A 17,323-nucleotide genomic window follows, 5' to 3' on the forward strand; every position below is an offset into this window, starting at 1 on the left:
TTAATTTCCTGAACCTGTTTCTTTTTTATATATGTAAGTTCTATGTGTTGTAAAGCCGAGGAAATTTGTACCATCTCCACACCCTGTTAAAGATATCTTACCATCACTACAAGGTTTAGGCACGGAGTCATCACTTGCGCTAATTAATTTAACGACACCTGATGAATAGGGATCACTGCCACCCGTTTTATCTTCACCCGAACCCACGCCAATAAATAAGAACTGACTTTCGCCGTCGTCATTTTCTCCAAAAAATAGTTGCGGACTATCGGGTACTCGGTTACCAACATCTAATGTTAAAGAGTCATATATTTTAGCACCATAATGTAAATGGAACGCATATAACAAACCGCCGCCTCCATCCAATATACATTGCTCTAAATCATTATTTTCTGATGGCGTAAAACTTGTAAAATATGCAATGCCACCAACAACCGTGGCTTCTGAAAGCGATTTCTCAGCCGTACTTAAACCATATCTCCAGCCATTAAATTGTGCTAAGTCGACTTCTAACTCTCTAAAACCAGTTTCATCATCTAATACACCTGAAAATGGATCATTGGTGATATCCATCAAATCAGTAATTGTTATCACATCGGGTACATCAGCAACTTTATTAAATGATTTTGTTATTGTATTCTCATCTCTGATCATGAATAAATAATCATTTGTAGTTCTAAAAGTCGGGTGAGTTCTATTACCACTGCCTACTAAAACAGCTTCATATGGTGTATCTTTTCGAGTCAGAGTTACAGTTTCAACTCCCTCAGCATCTGTAACGCTTGATTCAGTCAATTTACTATAAAAAGTTCTTGCAACTTCTGGTTCATAAAAAAACATTCTATTATCTGGATCTGTACTCCCACCCAGCGTTGCTAACTTAATTACAGTCCAAGGTGTATCTGCACTAAAGGGATCACTGCCGGGCATATCTACACGCCAAACATTGCCCCCACTATCAGATGCATATAATCTATCAATATTGCCATCAAAATCCGAGTCTATAATATCTATATCACTTGGTATACTATCTAATATTACATCCCCTGTTGCACTTTTAAACTCAGTATTAACACCTGTTTTACCACCAGGCGTTATACTCCAAACTAAAGCTTTTGTTTCAGCATCAACAATAAAGATACCCCGCCCCATACCATCATTAGATTTGATAGTTGCATCCTTGTTGGTATCGTAACCGCCACCAAAAACTAATAAAGGTCTATTTTTATAACCGTTAATATCAATAAAAGCTATTTTTGGTCGTGACCAAGTTTGTCCTAATTCAGACATTCCAGTATCTGCTGGCATTAACGGCTTTGACCATAGCAATGATGGTTTATCTGGTGTAGTAATATCTAGAGCATAATAAGACTGCCCTCCTCTTCTCATACCAATAAACGCCCATACAGTTTCTCCGCTATCAACGATACCATCATCATTTTTATCGTTGAAATACACCATCGGAGAGCCATCCATGCCATAGACTTTTTCTCCTGGTGTATTATCCCTCAAAGCGGCTAAATTTGGGTACAATTCATAAGGAATAAAACTCCACTCTTCAGTTAATGAATCACCTGAATCTCTAAATAAATGAATAGCCCCTGCATTCGTCCCCATTAATACATAAGAGTCGCTTCCTTTTTCGGCATAAGTTATTGCTATTGGTTTTGAATGCAGCGGATCGCCCATAATATCAGCTCGAATATCTGTCGTACTCTCATCAATATCTTCATCATCTATATCGATCCCCTTAGACCAAGAAAATAAATTATCCAATTCATCTTCTGTAGTATTCATATATGATGCTAGTGCTGCAGAATCTGCTACTTGTGTTAAAGCATTTGTTTTACTAAATGTAGCCATAGGAGAGCCTGAGCCTATATCTGTATAAATATTCCTAACTGTTTGCTCAGATAGCCTCGCATTAGCGCCACCAGCTCTTACTTCATTGCCATCGGGTTTACCATCATTATCAGTCGATTTTAGCCAAAAAGTGCTGGCTTTATCTCTTATATTTCCTTCATTATCTATTGCTGAGTTTTTATCTTTATCTACGATCTCATCACCATTCACTTCTAATTTTTTTAAATTTCCCGCCCAACGGGCTCCTTCCTCAGGTAAAAACATAGCATAATAAACAGAGTTTAAACTTCTAGTTCTATCAAAGTTATTACTGGCTACTGAAGGGGATGTAAATGTCGTATTTTCTTGTAATATTTCACCAAGTTGCTGCTGTAATCCTGCTAATAACGCAACAGAATCAGAAGCTGGCAAATAGCTCCCCCCTCCTTTCAATGCAGCTTGCTCCAATAATGATGCAGCATTTGCTGCGCCTTCACTAAAACCAATTGTATATAAGCTGACACTTTGAGTTCCATCTACAGTAGAGTTTAAATCATTATTATTCATCCAGTGTGCAAGTACTGGTAAATAGTTTTCTCCAATATTTGCATCAGAGTATGGTGAATCTGTCGTAATAACTTCATTTCCAGGAGTCACATCAGGCTGAACTTGTGTTTTGATTAAAGTTTGAATTTCATCATTAGAGGCTAAATCAACTGTTGGAACACCATCAGTGATTAAAATTACATATGCTTTACTAGCACAACCTTCTTTGAAAGGAGAAGTATACGTACTACCAGAAATGATACTCGTATCATATGGAGGTGTATTACCTGTATACTTGAAACCACAATCTTTATCACTGCAATTAGTATCATCATCTCCATATAGAACACTGTCACCAGAAAAAAACCTAAAAGCCTCATATAAAGTTTCACATAATGGGGTATTTGTTTCCGCTTCTATACTATCTATAGAGCTAACGATATCAGCGCGAGTTTCCCCAAAGGCAGAAATTATGCGGCCTCCATCTCTTACATTTTCTCCATAGTGGTCTAAGTTAAATATCATTAAACCAAAGTCAACAATTGGCATTGTCGATATCAATGTTGTCATCGCATTTTTTGCAACTTCCAACCTTGTAGAATCTACTACAGGCTTATTTACAGCATGATACCAACGTAAATAATTAGGGTGATAAAGCGTTACTACTTTACCACCCGTAAATGTTGCTAGAGCATTTTTATAATCTGTATCATTATCTGAAACACCTGAGGAATCTAATAAACCATTATAAAAATCATTTTTACTTTTAGTAGCGCCATCAATCGGTAAACCTTGCAATTCAGTATCACTTGCTGAAGTTAATGTTTTACCACCAATTTTAATTGTAAGATCTGTGTTAGTTCCGTTTTTATCAACGAGATCATCTAAACAATCTAAAGAAGAAATCGTATTTGCACCACTATTTTCCTGTAAAGGGATCCATGACCCCGTATTTCCTTTATATTTATGTTCTCGTATAAAACCTGTATAAATACCATATTTTGCAAGTGACACGCGCGCAGCATCACAGCCATTTACAGGTGAGTTGAACCTTTTTGTATCACTATTTTTATCTGTACGGGGAGTTTCATTATCTACACCTGCTCCTATTGTAAAATAAACAAAATCTTCATTTAATGAATTATCAAAATTCGAAACAACAGGATAAATGTTATCAACACAATCATTTGTTTCATAACTTCCACTAGAGCATGGTTGATATGCCTCAACAGTTTCAACTTTATTTCCCATACTGCCAGAATTATCAAAAATGACTAAAACTTGTGGCTTACTACCAGATTGAATTTTTGTGTCACCTACATATAACTCTATGTCTTCACTATACGATATTTGTGCTAACAACAGAGCCACAACAAGTATTAAACAACGACCCCACTTCATAGCAATCTCCTTGAGTAATTTACATTATTAAAATTTACAAAACGTTAAGATGAAACACTTGCACCCATTTCTTGCGCGATACCACTATTAACGCTGATACTATGTTTACCTTTACTATTAGAATCTAATTTCCCGTAGTTCAAAGTTGCCTCAATTCTTAACATATTGCACTTTATACCCGGTGTTGGGTTCACTATTATTGGACAATCGAGTAAAGAGGGACCTTGATTGCTATTGTAAATAGTAACCGAAGAAGAAGCGCCTGCAGGTGTAACATCAAGTCCCGTAGCTAAATCTGCAGGAAACTTACCAGGTTCAAATAACAAACGGTTTTCATCCGCTGCTGCTTTTTTCTCTTGGACTAAGGTTAACTCTGAATCTGCTTTCACTCTTGCTATCGCAACTTCGCTTTCCTGTGCTGCAGTCATCATTTTAAGATCTATACTGCTAGAGCTTAATAAAGTAACCGCTATACCAGTTACTGCAATTATCATTACAAGAGAAGTTATAAGTACGACCCCTTTTTGTTTTGAAGTAATAATATTCATTAACTTTCATCCCATTTATTTTGGCCCGCATTATTTATCTTTACAGTTGATACCATAAGTACTCTACGGTATTGATCATTAAAGGATAATTTTCTTTTATCAGCATCTAATGTACCACCGAGTGTAAACTCCTTAGAAACGGCTTGAGAGCTAGAGTCTTCTTCAAATGACCTTACTAATAAGAATATTTGCACCGATAAAACCTTTACAAGCGATTGCTCCCAGTCTGAGCCTGCCATTTGAACTGATGTTTTATAGCTATCTACTTTATTATCGCCATCTGAATCTAACCCATAAATGAAGCGCATATTCTCTACCCCCTCCATTATTGTTTCAGTTGCCATTCCTGAGGTAACTGTTAAGCGTTTTCGCATAAGTGTTGGTACTGTGATAGATTTTGAACCTGAATTGTAAGTTTGATTAGAAATATAATAAACATGATGGTTATAAGGCCAGATTGTTGAATTCAATTGAGGTAATGCTACAGCTGCACCTGTACCTGAAAATAAAGTGCCACTATTTTGGTCCACCAATAAATAATATCGATTTGATGATGTCGCTGTATTCCCTATACTATTTCCTTCTAACCTTTTTATTTGTATTACATCACTATTTGTTACAGCATTAGTAATACAACCAAGGGCTGAAGTTGATGTTGCTTCAATACCGTAAAGGTATCTAAAATTACTAGTTGGATTATTTGGAAAGCTTGCGTTGTTATCCCCTTCGCTACAATCAGCTGCTGGGGCAGCTGGTATTGTGATATTTACACTGTCTAAAGTAGAGCCATAATAAGTTCCCCAAAAACCCGCCTGTTGGATATCTTGACTTAATATATCCATAGCTAATCGGGCAGACTCTTGTAACTCACCGATATCTAACGTAGCTTTAGTTGTTACTTTCATGCTTAGATAAGTAAACATGACTCCCGCTAAAATAAATGCACTCACAACTAATGAAATCATAGTTTCAATCAAGGTAAAGCCTCTTTGTCGCATATTAGCTCCTTACCGATACAAAACTGTTAACTACAACGATTTTTCTTGTTTCAGCTGTACTACCACATTCAAATGCTTCATTGGCAGCTGTTTGTTTTATTTTTTGGCGGCCTTCCCAACTCACGATCACCTCTACATCTACTTCCCCTACAATCATTTCTGTTAACGTTATACATACTGAAGCATTAGCTAAAATACCTGTATTTTCTTTCGCTTTTATTTGTTTTTTCCACTCTTCAAGATCATATTCTGACATTTGTGCTGCTGTACAAACAACGTTGATACAATTTGGTAGGCTTGTAGCTGCAGGGTCACTTGAGGAAAAATTTTTATTGTAGAGTGCTACAATATTTACATCATCGTTAATGCTGATCCGTTGAATTATATCTTTACTTAAAGATAAGGCTGCAGCTCTTTGTAGTGAGTCATATGTCGCTTGTTTTGCTTTAGCTTGAAGTGCAACAGCACCCAATAATCCTACTGTTAGTACAACAAAGGCAATAAGCGTCTCTAGAAGTGTAAAACCTCTACTTTTTGAATTGTTCACTAAAGCACCTTTTTTCAACTATGATGACCTTTTAAAACCATTAAATTTGAAATAAAAAATGAACAAAAATGAGCTTGCATTAATCAACCTTCATGCTTATCCACAACTCCATTTTTAAAGTATAGACACAAAGGTTAGAAAAAATACAATTTGAGAAGTGAATAAATAATAAACGATAAAAAAGTATGAGGTTTTTAGTCTTAAAAATTCTAAAAATAAATTAATTTGCACAAATTGCTAATAAAGGATGTTAAAGCTAGTCATATTATTTGTTAAGACTAGCTTTAACATTTATTAAGATTACCTAAATTATTTAGTTTTTAGATGGAGTTTGCAGCCTATAAATATAAGAACGAGATGTCTCTAATTGTAAACGCGAAGTTGAAATTAAATTGATTTTCCCATCACCGTCAGTATCAATTGGTACTGAATTCTCTAAAACTGGTTGTAATTCTGGAATAACTCCATCGCTACAGCCTGGACAAAGCAATGAAATTTTAACCTCATTATCTTCCACAGAAAAATAAATTGGCGGTGAATCAGGAATACTTTCTCCTATTGACATTTTGTTTATTGCTGCAGTACTTCCATATAATAAATGAAATGAATATAACGATCCCAATCCACCAGTAACAGAACACTGATTGTCTGAATCACTTCCAGCTGTAAAGGTCGAGAAATATGCGACACCACCAGCAACGACTGGTTTTGCTAATGCTTTTTCACCTGAATCAAGCGCATATGCCCACCCATTAAATTTAGTTGATAACTCTAGTTCTAAAGACCTGAAACCTTCTTCATCGCTTAATGTTGCTGTAAATGGGTCGCCTGTTATCGGCATTAAATCACTAAGTTTAATAGGTTCTGGCACCTCATTAGGAGATTCACTAAAATATTGTGTAAGCGTATTTTCATCTCTTATCATATATAGATAATCTGACGTTGTGGTATCAGATACTGGATTAGCGCGATCACCTGAACCTATTAATATTGCCTCATAAGGCGTTTGTTTTCTTGTTATGACGGTTTTTGAATCTATAGTAGTTGCGGTTACCTTACTAAAATACGTTCGAGCAATTTCAGGCTGATAGAAAAACTTCTGATTGGTAGTGCTAAAATTAGATAAAAGGGTCCCTTTCCAAGGTGTTTCGGAAGAATTAGGTTCATCTCCTGGCATATCAATTCGCCACACTTTGCCACCTGTATCACCAACATAAAGCCTATCAATTAATCCATCATAATCTGAATCTAGAATGCTAATATTACTTGGAATACTATCTAGGCCTGCATAGTGTGTATTTTTACTTTCGGTAATTGAGGGGGTCATACTCCAAAGTAATTTTCCTGATTTAGCATCAACAATATAAATTCCTCTGCCTTGTGTATCTGTTGATTTATTTTCATCTTTTTGTGGATCGTAACCCGCACCAAAAATTAGTACTGGATCTTCATTATTATGTCCAGATAAATTAATGTATCCAATATGAGGCTTAGACCAAGTTTGCCCTAATTCCGAATAATCTCCGAGCTCTGAAACTCCAGATTTAATTGTCCAAATTAGTTTGGGAGAATTAGGATTTGTTATATCTAAAGCATAGTAAGATTTCCCTCCTCTTCTCATACCAAAAAAAGCTAATACTGTATCATCGGTTGTATCTACTACCCCATCGTTATTAGCATCATCAAAAAAAACAGCAACTGGTGCATCCATACCATATACTTTACCTGCTTGATTTTGTTTTAATTTATTTAAGTTTGGATAAAGCTCTGTGGGTATAAATGCCCAACTTTCTTTAATGCCATTAGTTAAGTCAGTATTATCTTGAAACATATGAACAAACCCAGCATTTGTACCTAAGATTAAGCGAATATCATCATTACCATAATCTATTGCAATCGGTTTAGAATGTAATGGGTCACCCATAATATCTTGGCGTTTATCTGATGTTGAACCATCACCATTATCATCATCTACATCAATCCCCTGAGACCAAGAAAATAAGTTATCTAATTGTCCTGAAGTTGTGCCCATAAAAGCTGCAAGTTTATCATTGTCGTTATCTATACCAGCCATACCCAAAGCAGTTGATTTATTAAAAAAACTCATCAAGCCATCGCCACCATGAATATCGGTATAAATCTTACGCGTAGATTGGTTTGTTAACTGTAAATTAGCTCCGCCTTTTTTAACATCATTGCCATCAGCACTATTAGCACCTAACCAATAACTTTTCGCGGTATCTACAATTTCACCATCAACAACAGCAACGGCACCTGTAGAATCAAGAATATTATCCCCATCCACTTTGAATTTTTTTAGGTTTCCATGCCAACGAGTTGTTGTACTTGGATAAAACATTGCGTAATAGACATACTCGCCACTTTGAACTTTATTAGAATTATTACTTGCAACTGAAGGGGCTGTAAAACTTGTGTTGCTTGCCTTTATTGCACTGAATATTTGATTAAGAGAAGCTGTTAACTCACTAGAAGAATTCGCAGAATATGCTCCTCCACCTCCTAATGTCGCTGTATTAGTTAGTAAAGTTTGAGCACTACTAGGCATGCTACCACCAAAGCCTATCGTATGAGTTTTAGCGAAGTCTCTAATTAATGGAGTTCCTGGAAATAAATCGGTGGTGTCTTTATTCATATAGGCAGCAAGATCATCGAGATAATTAGATGTGCCTGACGATGCTAAATTATAAATATCAGTATCTTTACTATTATCATATGTAGGGGCTCCATCTGTCATTAAAATTATATTAACGCTATTATCACACCTAAGATCTGTTGCGCCATCTTCAAATGGTGAAATATATTTTTCTGATTGCTCTATTGTTTTATCTCTTTCATCTACATCTTCAGCAAATTCTATTTTCTGACCAGATAAATATAAATATGCTTCCCATAAAGTTTCTGATAAAGGTGTCGTTCCACCTGCGTCAATTTTATTATCTATCGCACTAGTTAAAACACTTTGATCTGAACCTAAACCTGAAATAACATAGCCACCTTCATCCGAGTAAAACCGCATCAAACCAAAATCAATATCATTATTAGCCGGATCATTAATTAGAGATTTTATTGCATTTTTAGCAATAACCATCTTTTTTTCTTTGCAATGACCACCATAATATTGTTTGCCGTCATACCAATAATAACCATTCTTACACTCACCAGGATATGTGATCTTACTATCCATACTACCTGATGAATCAAAGATAATTAATGCTCTTGGTTTCTCATTAAGATTATGAACTCTATCATTTACATATATTTCTATATCTTCTGCATATAGGTTTACAGAAAATGCAGCTAAAGAGATACAAGCTGCTGATTGTGCCACTGTTATTATTTTTTTGAACACTGTACTTCCTTTATCTTTAGCCCATTTCAGTTTTTTATAAAGACTTACCTGAGGTGCCTAGTGCTTGCACTATGCCATTATGAATTTCAATCTTATGTTTGCCATACCCATTAGAATCTTTATTACCATAATGTAATTTTGTTTCCATTCTTAAGTAATTACATTTCAATCCAGGTGTTGCAGCATATCTTCTCTCACACGCTAATAAATCTGGGCCATTGTTTTCATTAAACAATAATACTGTTGATTCAGAGTTCTCTGCTGTAATATCAAAGTTATTATCATCTTGGTCATCAAACTGCCCTTTAAGGAGAAAAAATTTACTATCTATGCCTGTTAACTTTTGCTTCCCGATCGACCTTTGAGAATCCCCTTTTACCAAATTTGATGCTATTTCCTTATCTTGTGAACCACTTACCACTTTAAGGTCGGTTGTACTTGAACTCATAAGTGTTACTGCAATGCCTGTGACTGCAAAAATCATTACTAAAGCCGTAATCAAAACAACGCCTGTCTGCTGTTGTCGGTTAAAGTGCATTTTGTGAGTTACCATTTTTCGATTCCCCCATTATTTATTTTTATAGTAGAAACAAAAAGTGAACGCTTAAACTGATCATCGAAATTTAAAGTTCTTACAGTTGCACCATTGCCACCTAGGGTAAATGTTCGTGGGACTGCAGGAGTTGTAAAGTCTTGTTCTAGAGATCTCACTAATAAAAATATTTGCACAGATATTATTTTAGCTGTCGATTGTTCCCAATCAGTAGCTCGCATTTGCTCAGTTGTCCTATATGTATCAACCCTATGATCCCCTGATGAATCAACACCATAAATTAATCGCATATCTTCTATGCCTTCCATAATGACATCATCTATAAAACTGCCATTATTTAAAGTTGATAATCGTTTTCTCATTAATGTTGGCACCATTGTCGATTTGCCGTTTATAATCTGGTTTTGATTTTCTGAGATATAATACATATGATGGTCATATTGCCAGATTGTTGCATTATCATGCGGTAAATCTATTATATCGTCCGTTCCAGGCAGTATTTGTCCCTCTCCAGGAGTTGTAATTAAATAATAATTCGCACTATTAGTTATTTGACCTTTAAAGTTATTTCCGAAGACTCCTTTCACCTGAATTAGATCTGTTCCCGGCATAGCAGTCGTAATACATATTAATTCATCACTGTTTTCAGCAACTTTTCCATATATATACCTAAAATTTGATGTTGAAATAACAGGGAAGCTACTATTATTTTCACCTTCAGCGCAATCGACACTTGGTGGGGTTGGAGGCGCACCAAACTTTGTTAAAGTCTCATAAATCAGTGTTTCGTGACCGTAAGTTCCCCAAAATCCAGCCCGTCCAATATCTTTGCTTAAAATATCCATCGCTAATCGGCCTGTTTCTTGTAGTTCACCTATTTCCAACGTAGCTTTGGTAGTTGTTTTCATACTTAAGTAAGTAAACATCACACCAGCTAAAACAAAAGCGCCCACAACTAAAGAGATCATCATTTCAATTAATGTAAAACCTTTATTTCTCATGATACTGGTCTCATAAAAATAAAACTATTAATTGATACTATCTTGCGGTTAGATTCATCAGAACCACAAGTAATTTTTGTATTAGCTGTGGATTGTTTGACATTTTGCCTGCCAACCCAGGAAATAGTGACATTTAAATTAACTTGATCTTGGTCAATAGTAGGTGTGATACAAATAGAGGCTCGAGATAAAGTACCAGTTCCTTCATTGGCTTTAATTGCTCTGAGCCACTGTTGGATATCAAAATTTGCAAGTGCAATATCTGTACATGGGGAGTTCAAACACGCCGTTGAATTATTAATATCTTCAGGCGTAGCAAAATGAATCTCAGTATTATAAAGTGCCATAGCCGCAGCGGTATCATTTGCCGCTATTCGGCCAATAACGTCATTCGCTAAGTTTAAAGCAGCAGCACGTTGCAGAGAATCATAACTTGCTTGTTTAGCTTGTGCTTGCAGTGCTACAGCGCCTAATAAACCCACTGTGAGTACAACAAATGCAATTAAAGTTTCTAATAAGGTGAAACCTTTATTTTTAGATGGCGTCATCAATTGCCCTTCTTCTTATTATTATTCGGTACTTTAGTATTAAATTTTTGACTAAATAGGAAAGTATTTATTTAATTGTGTGATTTTTAACATATATTGTCTCTAGGGACAAGTTGTTATCAAAGTTTGTATCATGTTAATAAATGTGAAATAGAGTTTTTACTTAAGAAGATAAGAGCTCAGAACGAGCTCTTATTTATATTAATGGATTTATCTTAATTCAATTGGTACAGCAAACACTGTATTTTCGATCACTCCAGGGTTTTGTATCACTTCATCACCACCCCATTGTTTTAATTGTGCAATAACTTGCTGAACTAAAATATCAGGTGCAGATGCACCAGCTGTTACTCCAACAGTGTTCGCTTTTTCAAGCCAACTTTGCTCCATAGAATCAGCATCATCAATCAAATAAGCTGGCGTGCCTAATTTATCTGATACTTCTCTTAATCGATTAGAGTTTGAACTATTTTTTGCACCAACCACTAATAATACATCAACCTTTGCAGCTAAATCGCGCACTGCATCTTGACGATTTTGTGTAGCGTAACAAATATCATCTTTTCGTGGACCATCAATATTCGGAAACTTGTCTCTGAGTGTATTGATAACATCAGCTGTATCATCTACAGATAAAGTCGTTTGGCTACAATACATTAAGTTATCAGGATTTTTAACCTCTAAAGTGGCGACGTCATCAACTGTTTGCACCAAATAAATACCGCCATCAGCATTATCGTATTGACCCATAGTGCCTTCAACTTCAATATGACCTTGATGACCTATTAAAATACATTCAATGCCTTTACGGCTAGCACGTGTTACTTCCATATGCACTTTAGTAACTAGCGGACATGTCGCATCAAATATTTTAAGCTCACGTCGTTTTGCTTCTTTGCGTACAGCTTGAGATACGCCATGGGCGCTAAAAATAACAATGCTGTCGTCAGGTATTTGATCTAACTCTTCAACAAAAATTGCACCACGCTCTTTAAGGCCGTTTACAACAAATTTATTGTGCACAACTTCATGTCTTACATAAATAGGCGCTTTAAAAATATCTAAAGCACGCTCAACTATGCTGATCGCACGATCTACACCAGCACAAAATCCTCGTGGATTTGCTAGCATGATTTTCATGAGATTGTTGCCTCTGAATTTTTAACTTCAATAATTTCAACGTCAAACGTTAATTTTTGACCACTTAATGGGTGATTAAAATCAACAGTAACTGATTCTCCTGCTACTTCACGGATAATTCCCGGAAGCTCTGATCCATCAGGTTGGGTAAATGCGATAATGGCACCTACTTGAGCAGGTGTTTCTGCACCAAACTTTGTACGATCAAGATGATAAATATTATCAGGGTTTGGCATACCAAAAGCATCTTCTGGCTCAAGCGCAAATGACTTATTATCACCCGCTTTAAGGCCTAATAAACATTTTTCAAAGTTTGCAGTTAAGCTACCATCACCCATTACTAACTTTGCAGGCTTATTATGAACTTTACTTGAATCAGCAGCAGAGCCATCTGATAATTTAATTGAAAAGTGAAAAACGACTTCAGAGTTATCATTAATTAAAACTGGCATTATTGTGTACCTTCTTTCTTTTGTTCTTTAGCTGATTTAACTTTCTCTTCCAAAAATGCATCTATTAACAATAGACCTGCACCGACACATATTGCACTATCGGCAATATTAAATACTGGGAAATTCCATGTTTTATAAAATACATGAAGGAAGTCAACAACATAACCATAAGCTAATCTGTCGTATAAGTTTCCTAACGCACCTGCTAGTACTAATGCATAAGCTGAACCGAGTAATTTATTGCTCGCTGGTAACTTTTTTAACCACCATATTAATAGCCCGCTTATTGTTATGGCTATAATACTAAAAAACCAACGCTGCCAACCACCCGCATCAGTTAAAAAACTAAATGCTGCGCCGTAGTTATGTACATAAGTAATTTTAAAAACAGGTATAAGCTCTATAGACTCATATAGCTTCATTTGTGTACTAATCATAATTTTAGTCACTTGATCTGCTATTAGCATCACTAAAGTTAACCATAACCAAACTAATCCTGATTTTGCTTTAAACAAAATATACTCCTGTATTATTTATATATAATAAAGGGCGAATAAATCCGCCCTTTGATCTTGTTATATTATTTTAATAGTAAGCTTATGCAAATTTACGAACTTCGCCTTCACCATCTATATTGGTAACACAACGTCCACAAATATCACTATGTCCTTCAATCGAACCTACATCATCAGTGTAATGCCAACAGCGCTCACATTTCGTTGCATCAGTTGACTCTACTTGAATAAATAAGTTTTCAACTTCAGTTTCAACCGCACCTTCTGGCTTTGAAGATACAACTTCAACATTCACTTTAGATACTAATAATACAAATCTTAGTTCTTCACCTAACGCAGTTAATTTATCAGCCAACTCTTGATCCGCTGAGATAGTAACATTAGCTTGTAAAGTCGCACCAATCACTTCTTCTTTACGTACTGCTTCCAATACACGATTTACTTGATCGCGTACTGTTAAGATTGTTTGCCAATGATCATTTAGCTTCTCAGAGTCTGACTTCACTAAACCGTCATACCATTGACCTGTGAATACAAATTCTTCGCGCTCACCTGGTAGTGCTTGCCAAATTTCTTGAGCTGTAAAGCTCATAATAGGCGCCATCCAACGTGTCATCGCTTCAGCAATGTGGAATAACACAGTTTGACAAGAACGACGTGCAATACCTTCTGTTTTAGCTGTGTACTGACGATCTTTAATGACGTCTAAGTAGAAAGCACCTAACTCTAGTGTACAGAAATTCATTAGTTTTTGTGTAACAAGTAACATTTGGTACTCGTCATACGCATTTACGATTTCTTCTTGTAGTACAGCAGCTCTGTCTAAGATCCACTTATCTAAGTCAACTAAATCATCATATGCAACCATATCAGTCTTAGGATCAAAACCCGCTAAGTTAGATAATAAGTAACGGCTTGTATTACGAATACGGCGATACCTATCTGCTGCACGGTTAAAGATTTCATCTGATACTGTCATTTCAGCAGTATAATCTGTTGATGCAACCCATAAACGCAAGATATCAGCACCAAGTTTGTTCATGATATCTTGTGGAGAAATCACATTGCCTAAAGACTTAGACATTTTGTGACCTTTTTCATCAACCGTAAAACCATGCGTTAATACTTGACGGTAAGGTGCATGACCATTGATCGCAACAGATGTCATCATTGAAGACATAAACCAACCACGATGTTGATCTGACCCTTCAAGATATAAATCAGCTGGACCAGTTAGCTCCTCACGTGCATCTACAACACATGCATGAGATACACCAGAATCAAACCATACATCTAACGTATCAAGGATCTTAACATAACGCTCACTATCAGCTTCGTTTAATAACTCGTTTACTTCTAAGTCATACCAAGCTTGAATGCCTTTTTCTTCAACACGTTTTGCAACTTGTTCAATTAAAGTTTTTGAATCTGGGTGAAGTGCGCCAGTATCTTTATCTACGAACAATGCAATTGGTACACCCCAAGTACGTTGGCGAGAAATACACCAATCCGGACGACCTGTTACCATATTTGAGATACGGTTTTCACCCCAAGCTGGGATCCATTGTGTTTTTTCAATTTCAGATAAAGTATCGCCACGTAAATTAGCTTGATCCATGCTTACAAACCATTGTGGTGTCGCGCGGAAAATAATTGGCGTTTTATGCCTCCAACAATGTGGATAGCTATGCTCTAACGCTTGGTGATGCATTAAAGTATTTTTTTCTTTTAATACTTCAATCACACTCGCATTTGCTTTAAATACATGCTGACCAGCAAATAAAGGTGTATCCGGTAAATAAACACCGTTAGCCCCTACAGGATTCGCTATTTCAAGGCCGTATTCTTTACCAACAATGAAATCTTCTTGACCATGGCCTGGCGCAGTATGAACAGCACCTGTACCTGAGTCAGTTGTTACATGCTCACCTAATACAACTGGTACTGAGAAATCATAAAACGGGTGTTGTAATTGTAAATGCTCAAGCTCGCTACCTTTACAGTAACCTAATGCATGGTACTTATCGAAACCAAAACGGTCCATTGCATCTTTAACAAGTTCAGAACCTAAAACAAAGCGACGTTTACCTTCTTCAGTTTCAACTTGAACTAAGCTATATTCAATATTTTCATGTAAAGCAACACCACGGTTAGCAGGAAGTGTCCAAGGTGTTGTTGTCCAAATAACAACATCAACTTGACCTTCGCCTTTATGACCTTCAGGTAAATTAAATTTACTTTCAAGTGCCGATTCATCTAAAAACTTAAAGCTTACATCAATTGCTGGTGATTGCTTATCTTGATATTCAACTTCAGCTTCAGCTAATGCAGAACCACAATCTGTACACCAATGAACAGGTTTTGAACCTTTATGTAAGTGACCTTTATCAATAATGCGCCCTAAAACACGGATTGCATTTGCTTCAAAATCAAAGTTCATTGTTAGATATGGATTACTCCAATCACCAAAAACACCTAAACGGATAAAATCTGTTTTTTGGCCTTCAACTTGCTTTTTAGCGTATTCACGACATTTTTCACGGAATTGTGCTGCCGTTACTTTTTTGCCTGGCTTGCCTACTTTTTTCTCTACTTGAAGCTCAATTGGTAAACCATGACAATCCCAGCCAGGAATGTAAGGTGCATCAAAGTCAGATAAAGTCTTTGCTTTAATAATAATATCTTTAAGGATTTTATTTACTGAATGACCTAAGTGAATATTACCGTTTGCATATGGAGGTCCATCATGCAAAATAAAAGGTTTTTTACCTTTTTTAGCAGCACGGATCTTGCCGTAAAGATCTTTTTCGTTCCAATCTTTTAGCATTTTCGGCTCACGATTAGCCAAGTTACCACGCATTGGGAATGCAGTTTGTGGTAGATTCAGAGTATGCTTGTAGTCGCTCATTTATTTAACTTTCCGTATCTTAGATATTGGTCAAACCAAAACACTGCTTGGCAACTTTAACATCGGCATCAATTTGTGCGATAAGTTGATCAAGCGTATCAAATTTTTGTTCATTGCGAAGTTTAGTAATAAGCTCCACACTTATAAATGTTCCATATATATCTTGCTTAAAGTCGAAAATATGCACTTCAAGCAACATTTTTTGTCCATTAAGGGTTGGCTTAGAACCGACATTAGCCACCCCATAATATTCTTTATCAGATATTTTTATTTTTACAGCAAAAACACCATTAACTGGGCTTACTTGCCTTTTAAGGGCGACATTCGCTGTTGGAAATCCTAATTGCCTACCTTGTTTACAGCCATGGATCACACGTCCTGAAATTTGATAAGCGTGCCCTAGCATATCATTAGCTTGCTCTATTTCATTTTTAGCTAGTGCATCTCTAATTGCAGTACTACTCACTCTACAATCGAGTTTTCGAAAACTACGGGTGCTTTTAACAGTCATATTTAACTGGGCGCCAATTTCAACCAGCATTTTAAAGTCGCCAACTCGTCCTTTACCGAACCTGAAATCGTCACCAATAGTGAGGGCTTTAACACCTAATTTATTAATTAATATTTCACGAATAAAATGATCTGCTGACAAATTTGCAAAATTTCGATTGAAATTTATGCAAATAACACGTTTTATACCTAACTTTTTAAGAAGAATTAATTTATCTCTTAAACGCGTTAACCTAGGCGGTGCTTTGTCTTTTGCAAACAACTCTTGCGGCTGCGGCTCAAACAACATCACAGTGCTTGGCAGGTCTAACATATCAGCGTCTTTAATTAAGCCATTTAAAACAGCTTCATGACCTAAATGTACACCATCAAAATTACCTATTGTTAATACACAATCTCGATGCCTAGCTCTAATATTGTGGATGCCTCTAATTAGCTCCATAA

General features: G+C 36.1%; 13 protein-coding genes. All 13 read right to left on the reverse strand.

What is annotated here, in order from left to right:
- The 13 genes from KO527_RS17180 to ribF all read right to left on the reverse strand — a co-directional run bounded on the left by KO527_RS17180 (position 1) and on the right by ribF (position 17,321).
- The gene (locus tag KO527_RS17180; RefSeq protein ID WP_216041504.1) at positions 1-3,789 is read right to left on the reverse strand and encodes a PilC/PilY family type IV pilus protein; all 3,789 of its coding nucleotides are present in this window, start codon (positions 3,787-3,789) and stop codon (positions 1-3) included.
- Between the two features lie 44 nt (positions 3,790-3,833).
- Entirely contained in the window at positions 3,834-4,337 is a 504-nt protein-coding gene (locus tag KO527_RS17185) for a pilus assembly protein PilX (RefSeq protein ID WP_216041505.1), read from the reverse strand.
- A complete protein-coding gene (locus tag KO527_RS17190) occupies positions 4,337-5,335 on the reverse strand; it encodes a PilW family protein (RefSeq protein WP_216041506.1) in 999 nt (332 codons plus the stop codon). Before KO527_RS17190 ends, KO527_RS17185 begins: the two co-directional genes overlap by 1 nt.
- 1 nt (position 5,336) lies before the next feature.
- Complete coding sequence (gene pilV / locus KO527_RS17195) at positions 5,337-5,882, reverse strand: type IV pilus modification protein PilV (RefSeq protein ID WP_216041507.1); 546 nt, start codon at positions 5,880-5,882, stop codon at positions 5,337-5,339.
- 313 nt (positions 5,883-6,195) lie between these two features.
- Positions 6,196-9,252 carry a PilC/PilY family type IV pilus protein gene (locus tag KO527_RS26450; RefSeq protein ID WP_216041508.1) on the reverse strand — a complete coding sequence of 1,019 codons (3,057 nt, stop codon included), beginning with the start codon at positions 9,250-9,252 and terminating at the stop codon, positions 6,196-6,198.
- A 34-nt stretch (positions 9,253-9,286) separates the two neighbouring features.
- A complete protein-coding gene (locus tag KO527_RS17205; protein ID WP_216041509.1) occupies positions 9,287-9,805 on the reverse strand; it encodes a pilus assembly protein PilX in 519 nt (172 codons plus the stop codon).
- Complete coding sequence (locus tag KO527_RS17210) at positions 9,799-10,806, reverse strand: PilW family protein (protein WP_216041510.1); 1,008 nt, start codon at positions 10,804-10,806, stop codon at positions 9,799-9,801. Before KO527_RS17210 ends, KO527_RS17205 begins: the two co-directional genes overlap by 7 nt.
- Entirely contained in the window at positions 10,803-11,354 is a 552-nt protein-coding gene (gene pilV, locus KO527_RS17215; protein ID WP_216041511.1) for a type IV pilus modification protein PilV, read from the reverse strand. The genes KO527_RS17210 and pilV (KO527_RS17215) overlap by 4 nt, the downstream gene beginning before the upstream one ends.
- 210 nt (positions 11,355-11,564) lie before the next feature.
- Positions 11,565-12,494: a 4-hydroxy-3-methylbut-2-enyl diphosphate reductase gene (ispH, locus tag KO527_RS17220; protein WP_216041512.1), complete on the reverse strand. Its 930-nt coding sequence runs from the start codon at positions 12,492-12,494 to the stop codon at positions 11,565-11,567.
- Complete coding sequence (gene fkpB, locus KO527_RS17225; RefSeq protein ID WP_216041540.1) at positions 12,491-12,949, reverse strand: FKBP-type peptidyl-prolyl cis-trans isomerase; 459 nt, start codon at positions 12,947-12,949, stop codon at positions 12,491-12,493. Before fkpB ends, ispH begins: the two co-directional genes overlap by 4 nt.
- Positions 12,946-13,461, reverse strand: a complete 516-nt coding sequence (gene lspA, locus KO527_RS17230; protein ID WP_216041513.1) for a signal peptidase II — start codon at positions 13,459-13,461, stop codon at positions 12,946-12,948. The genes fkpB and lspA overlap by 4 nt, the downstream gene beginning before the upstream one ends.
- An 82-nt stretch (positions 13,462-13,543) precedes the next feature.
- A complete protein-coding gene (ileS, locus tag KO527_RS17235) occupies positions 13,544-16,369 on the reverse strand; it encodes an isoleucine--tRNA ligase (RefSeq protein WP_216041514.1) in 2,826 nt (941 codons plus the stop codon).
- A gap of 19 nt (positions 16,370-16,388) precedes the next feature.
- Positions 16,389-17,321, reverse strand: coding sequence for a bifunctional riboflavin kinase/FAD synthetase (ribF, locus tag KO527_RS17240; RefSeq protein WP_216041515.1), 933 nt, complete (start codon positions 17,319-17,321; stop codon positions 16,389-16,391).
- Between the last annotated feature and the right edge of the window lie 2 nt (positions 17,322-17,323).

The sequence above is a fragment of the Pseudoalteromonas sp. C2R02 genome (genome assembly GCF_018860845.1).
Lineage (GTDB): Bacteria > Pseudomonadota > Gammaproteobacteria > Enterobacterales > Alteromonadaceae > Pseudoalteromonas.

Excerpts from the sequence above, each read along its gene's own strand:
- KO527_RS17180 (WP_216041504.1), bottom strand. The coding sequence starts at position 3,789 with ATGAAGTGGGGTCGTTGTTTAATACTTGTTGTGGCTCTGTTGTTAGCA.
- KO527_RS17185 (WP_216041505.1), bottom strand. The coding sequence starts at position 4,337 with ATGAATATTATTACTTCAAAACAAAAAGGGGTCGTACTTATAACTTCT.
- KO527_RS17190 (WP_216041506.1), bottom strand. The coding sequence starts at position 5,335 with ATGCGACAAAGAGGCTTTACCTTGATTGAAACTATGATTTCATTAGTT.
- KO527_RS17205 (WP_216041509.1), bottom strand. The coding sequence starts at position 9,805 with ATGGTAACTCACAAAATGCACTTTAACCGACAACAGCAGACAGGCGTT.
- KO527_RS17210 (WP_216041510.1), bottom strand. The coding sequence starts at position 10,806 with ATGAGAAATAAAGGTTTTACATTAATTGAAATGATGATCTCTTTAGTT.
- pilV (WP_216041511.1), bottom strand. The coding sequence starts at position 11,354 with ATGACGCCATCTAAAAATAAAGGTTTCACCTTATTAGAAACTTTAATT.
- ispH (WP_216041512.1), bottom strand. The coding sequence starts at position 12,494 with ATGAAAATCATGCTAGCAAATCCACGAGGATTTTGTGCTGGTGTAGAT.
- ileS (WP_216041514.1), bottom strand. The coding sequence starts at position 16,369 with ATGAGCGACTACAAGCATACTCTGAATCTACCACAAACTGCATTCCCA.
- ribF (WP_216041515.1), bottom strand. The coding sequence starts at position 17,321 with ATGGAGCTAATTAGAGGCATCCACAATATTAGAGCTAGGCATCGAGAT.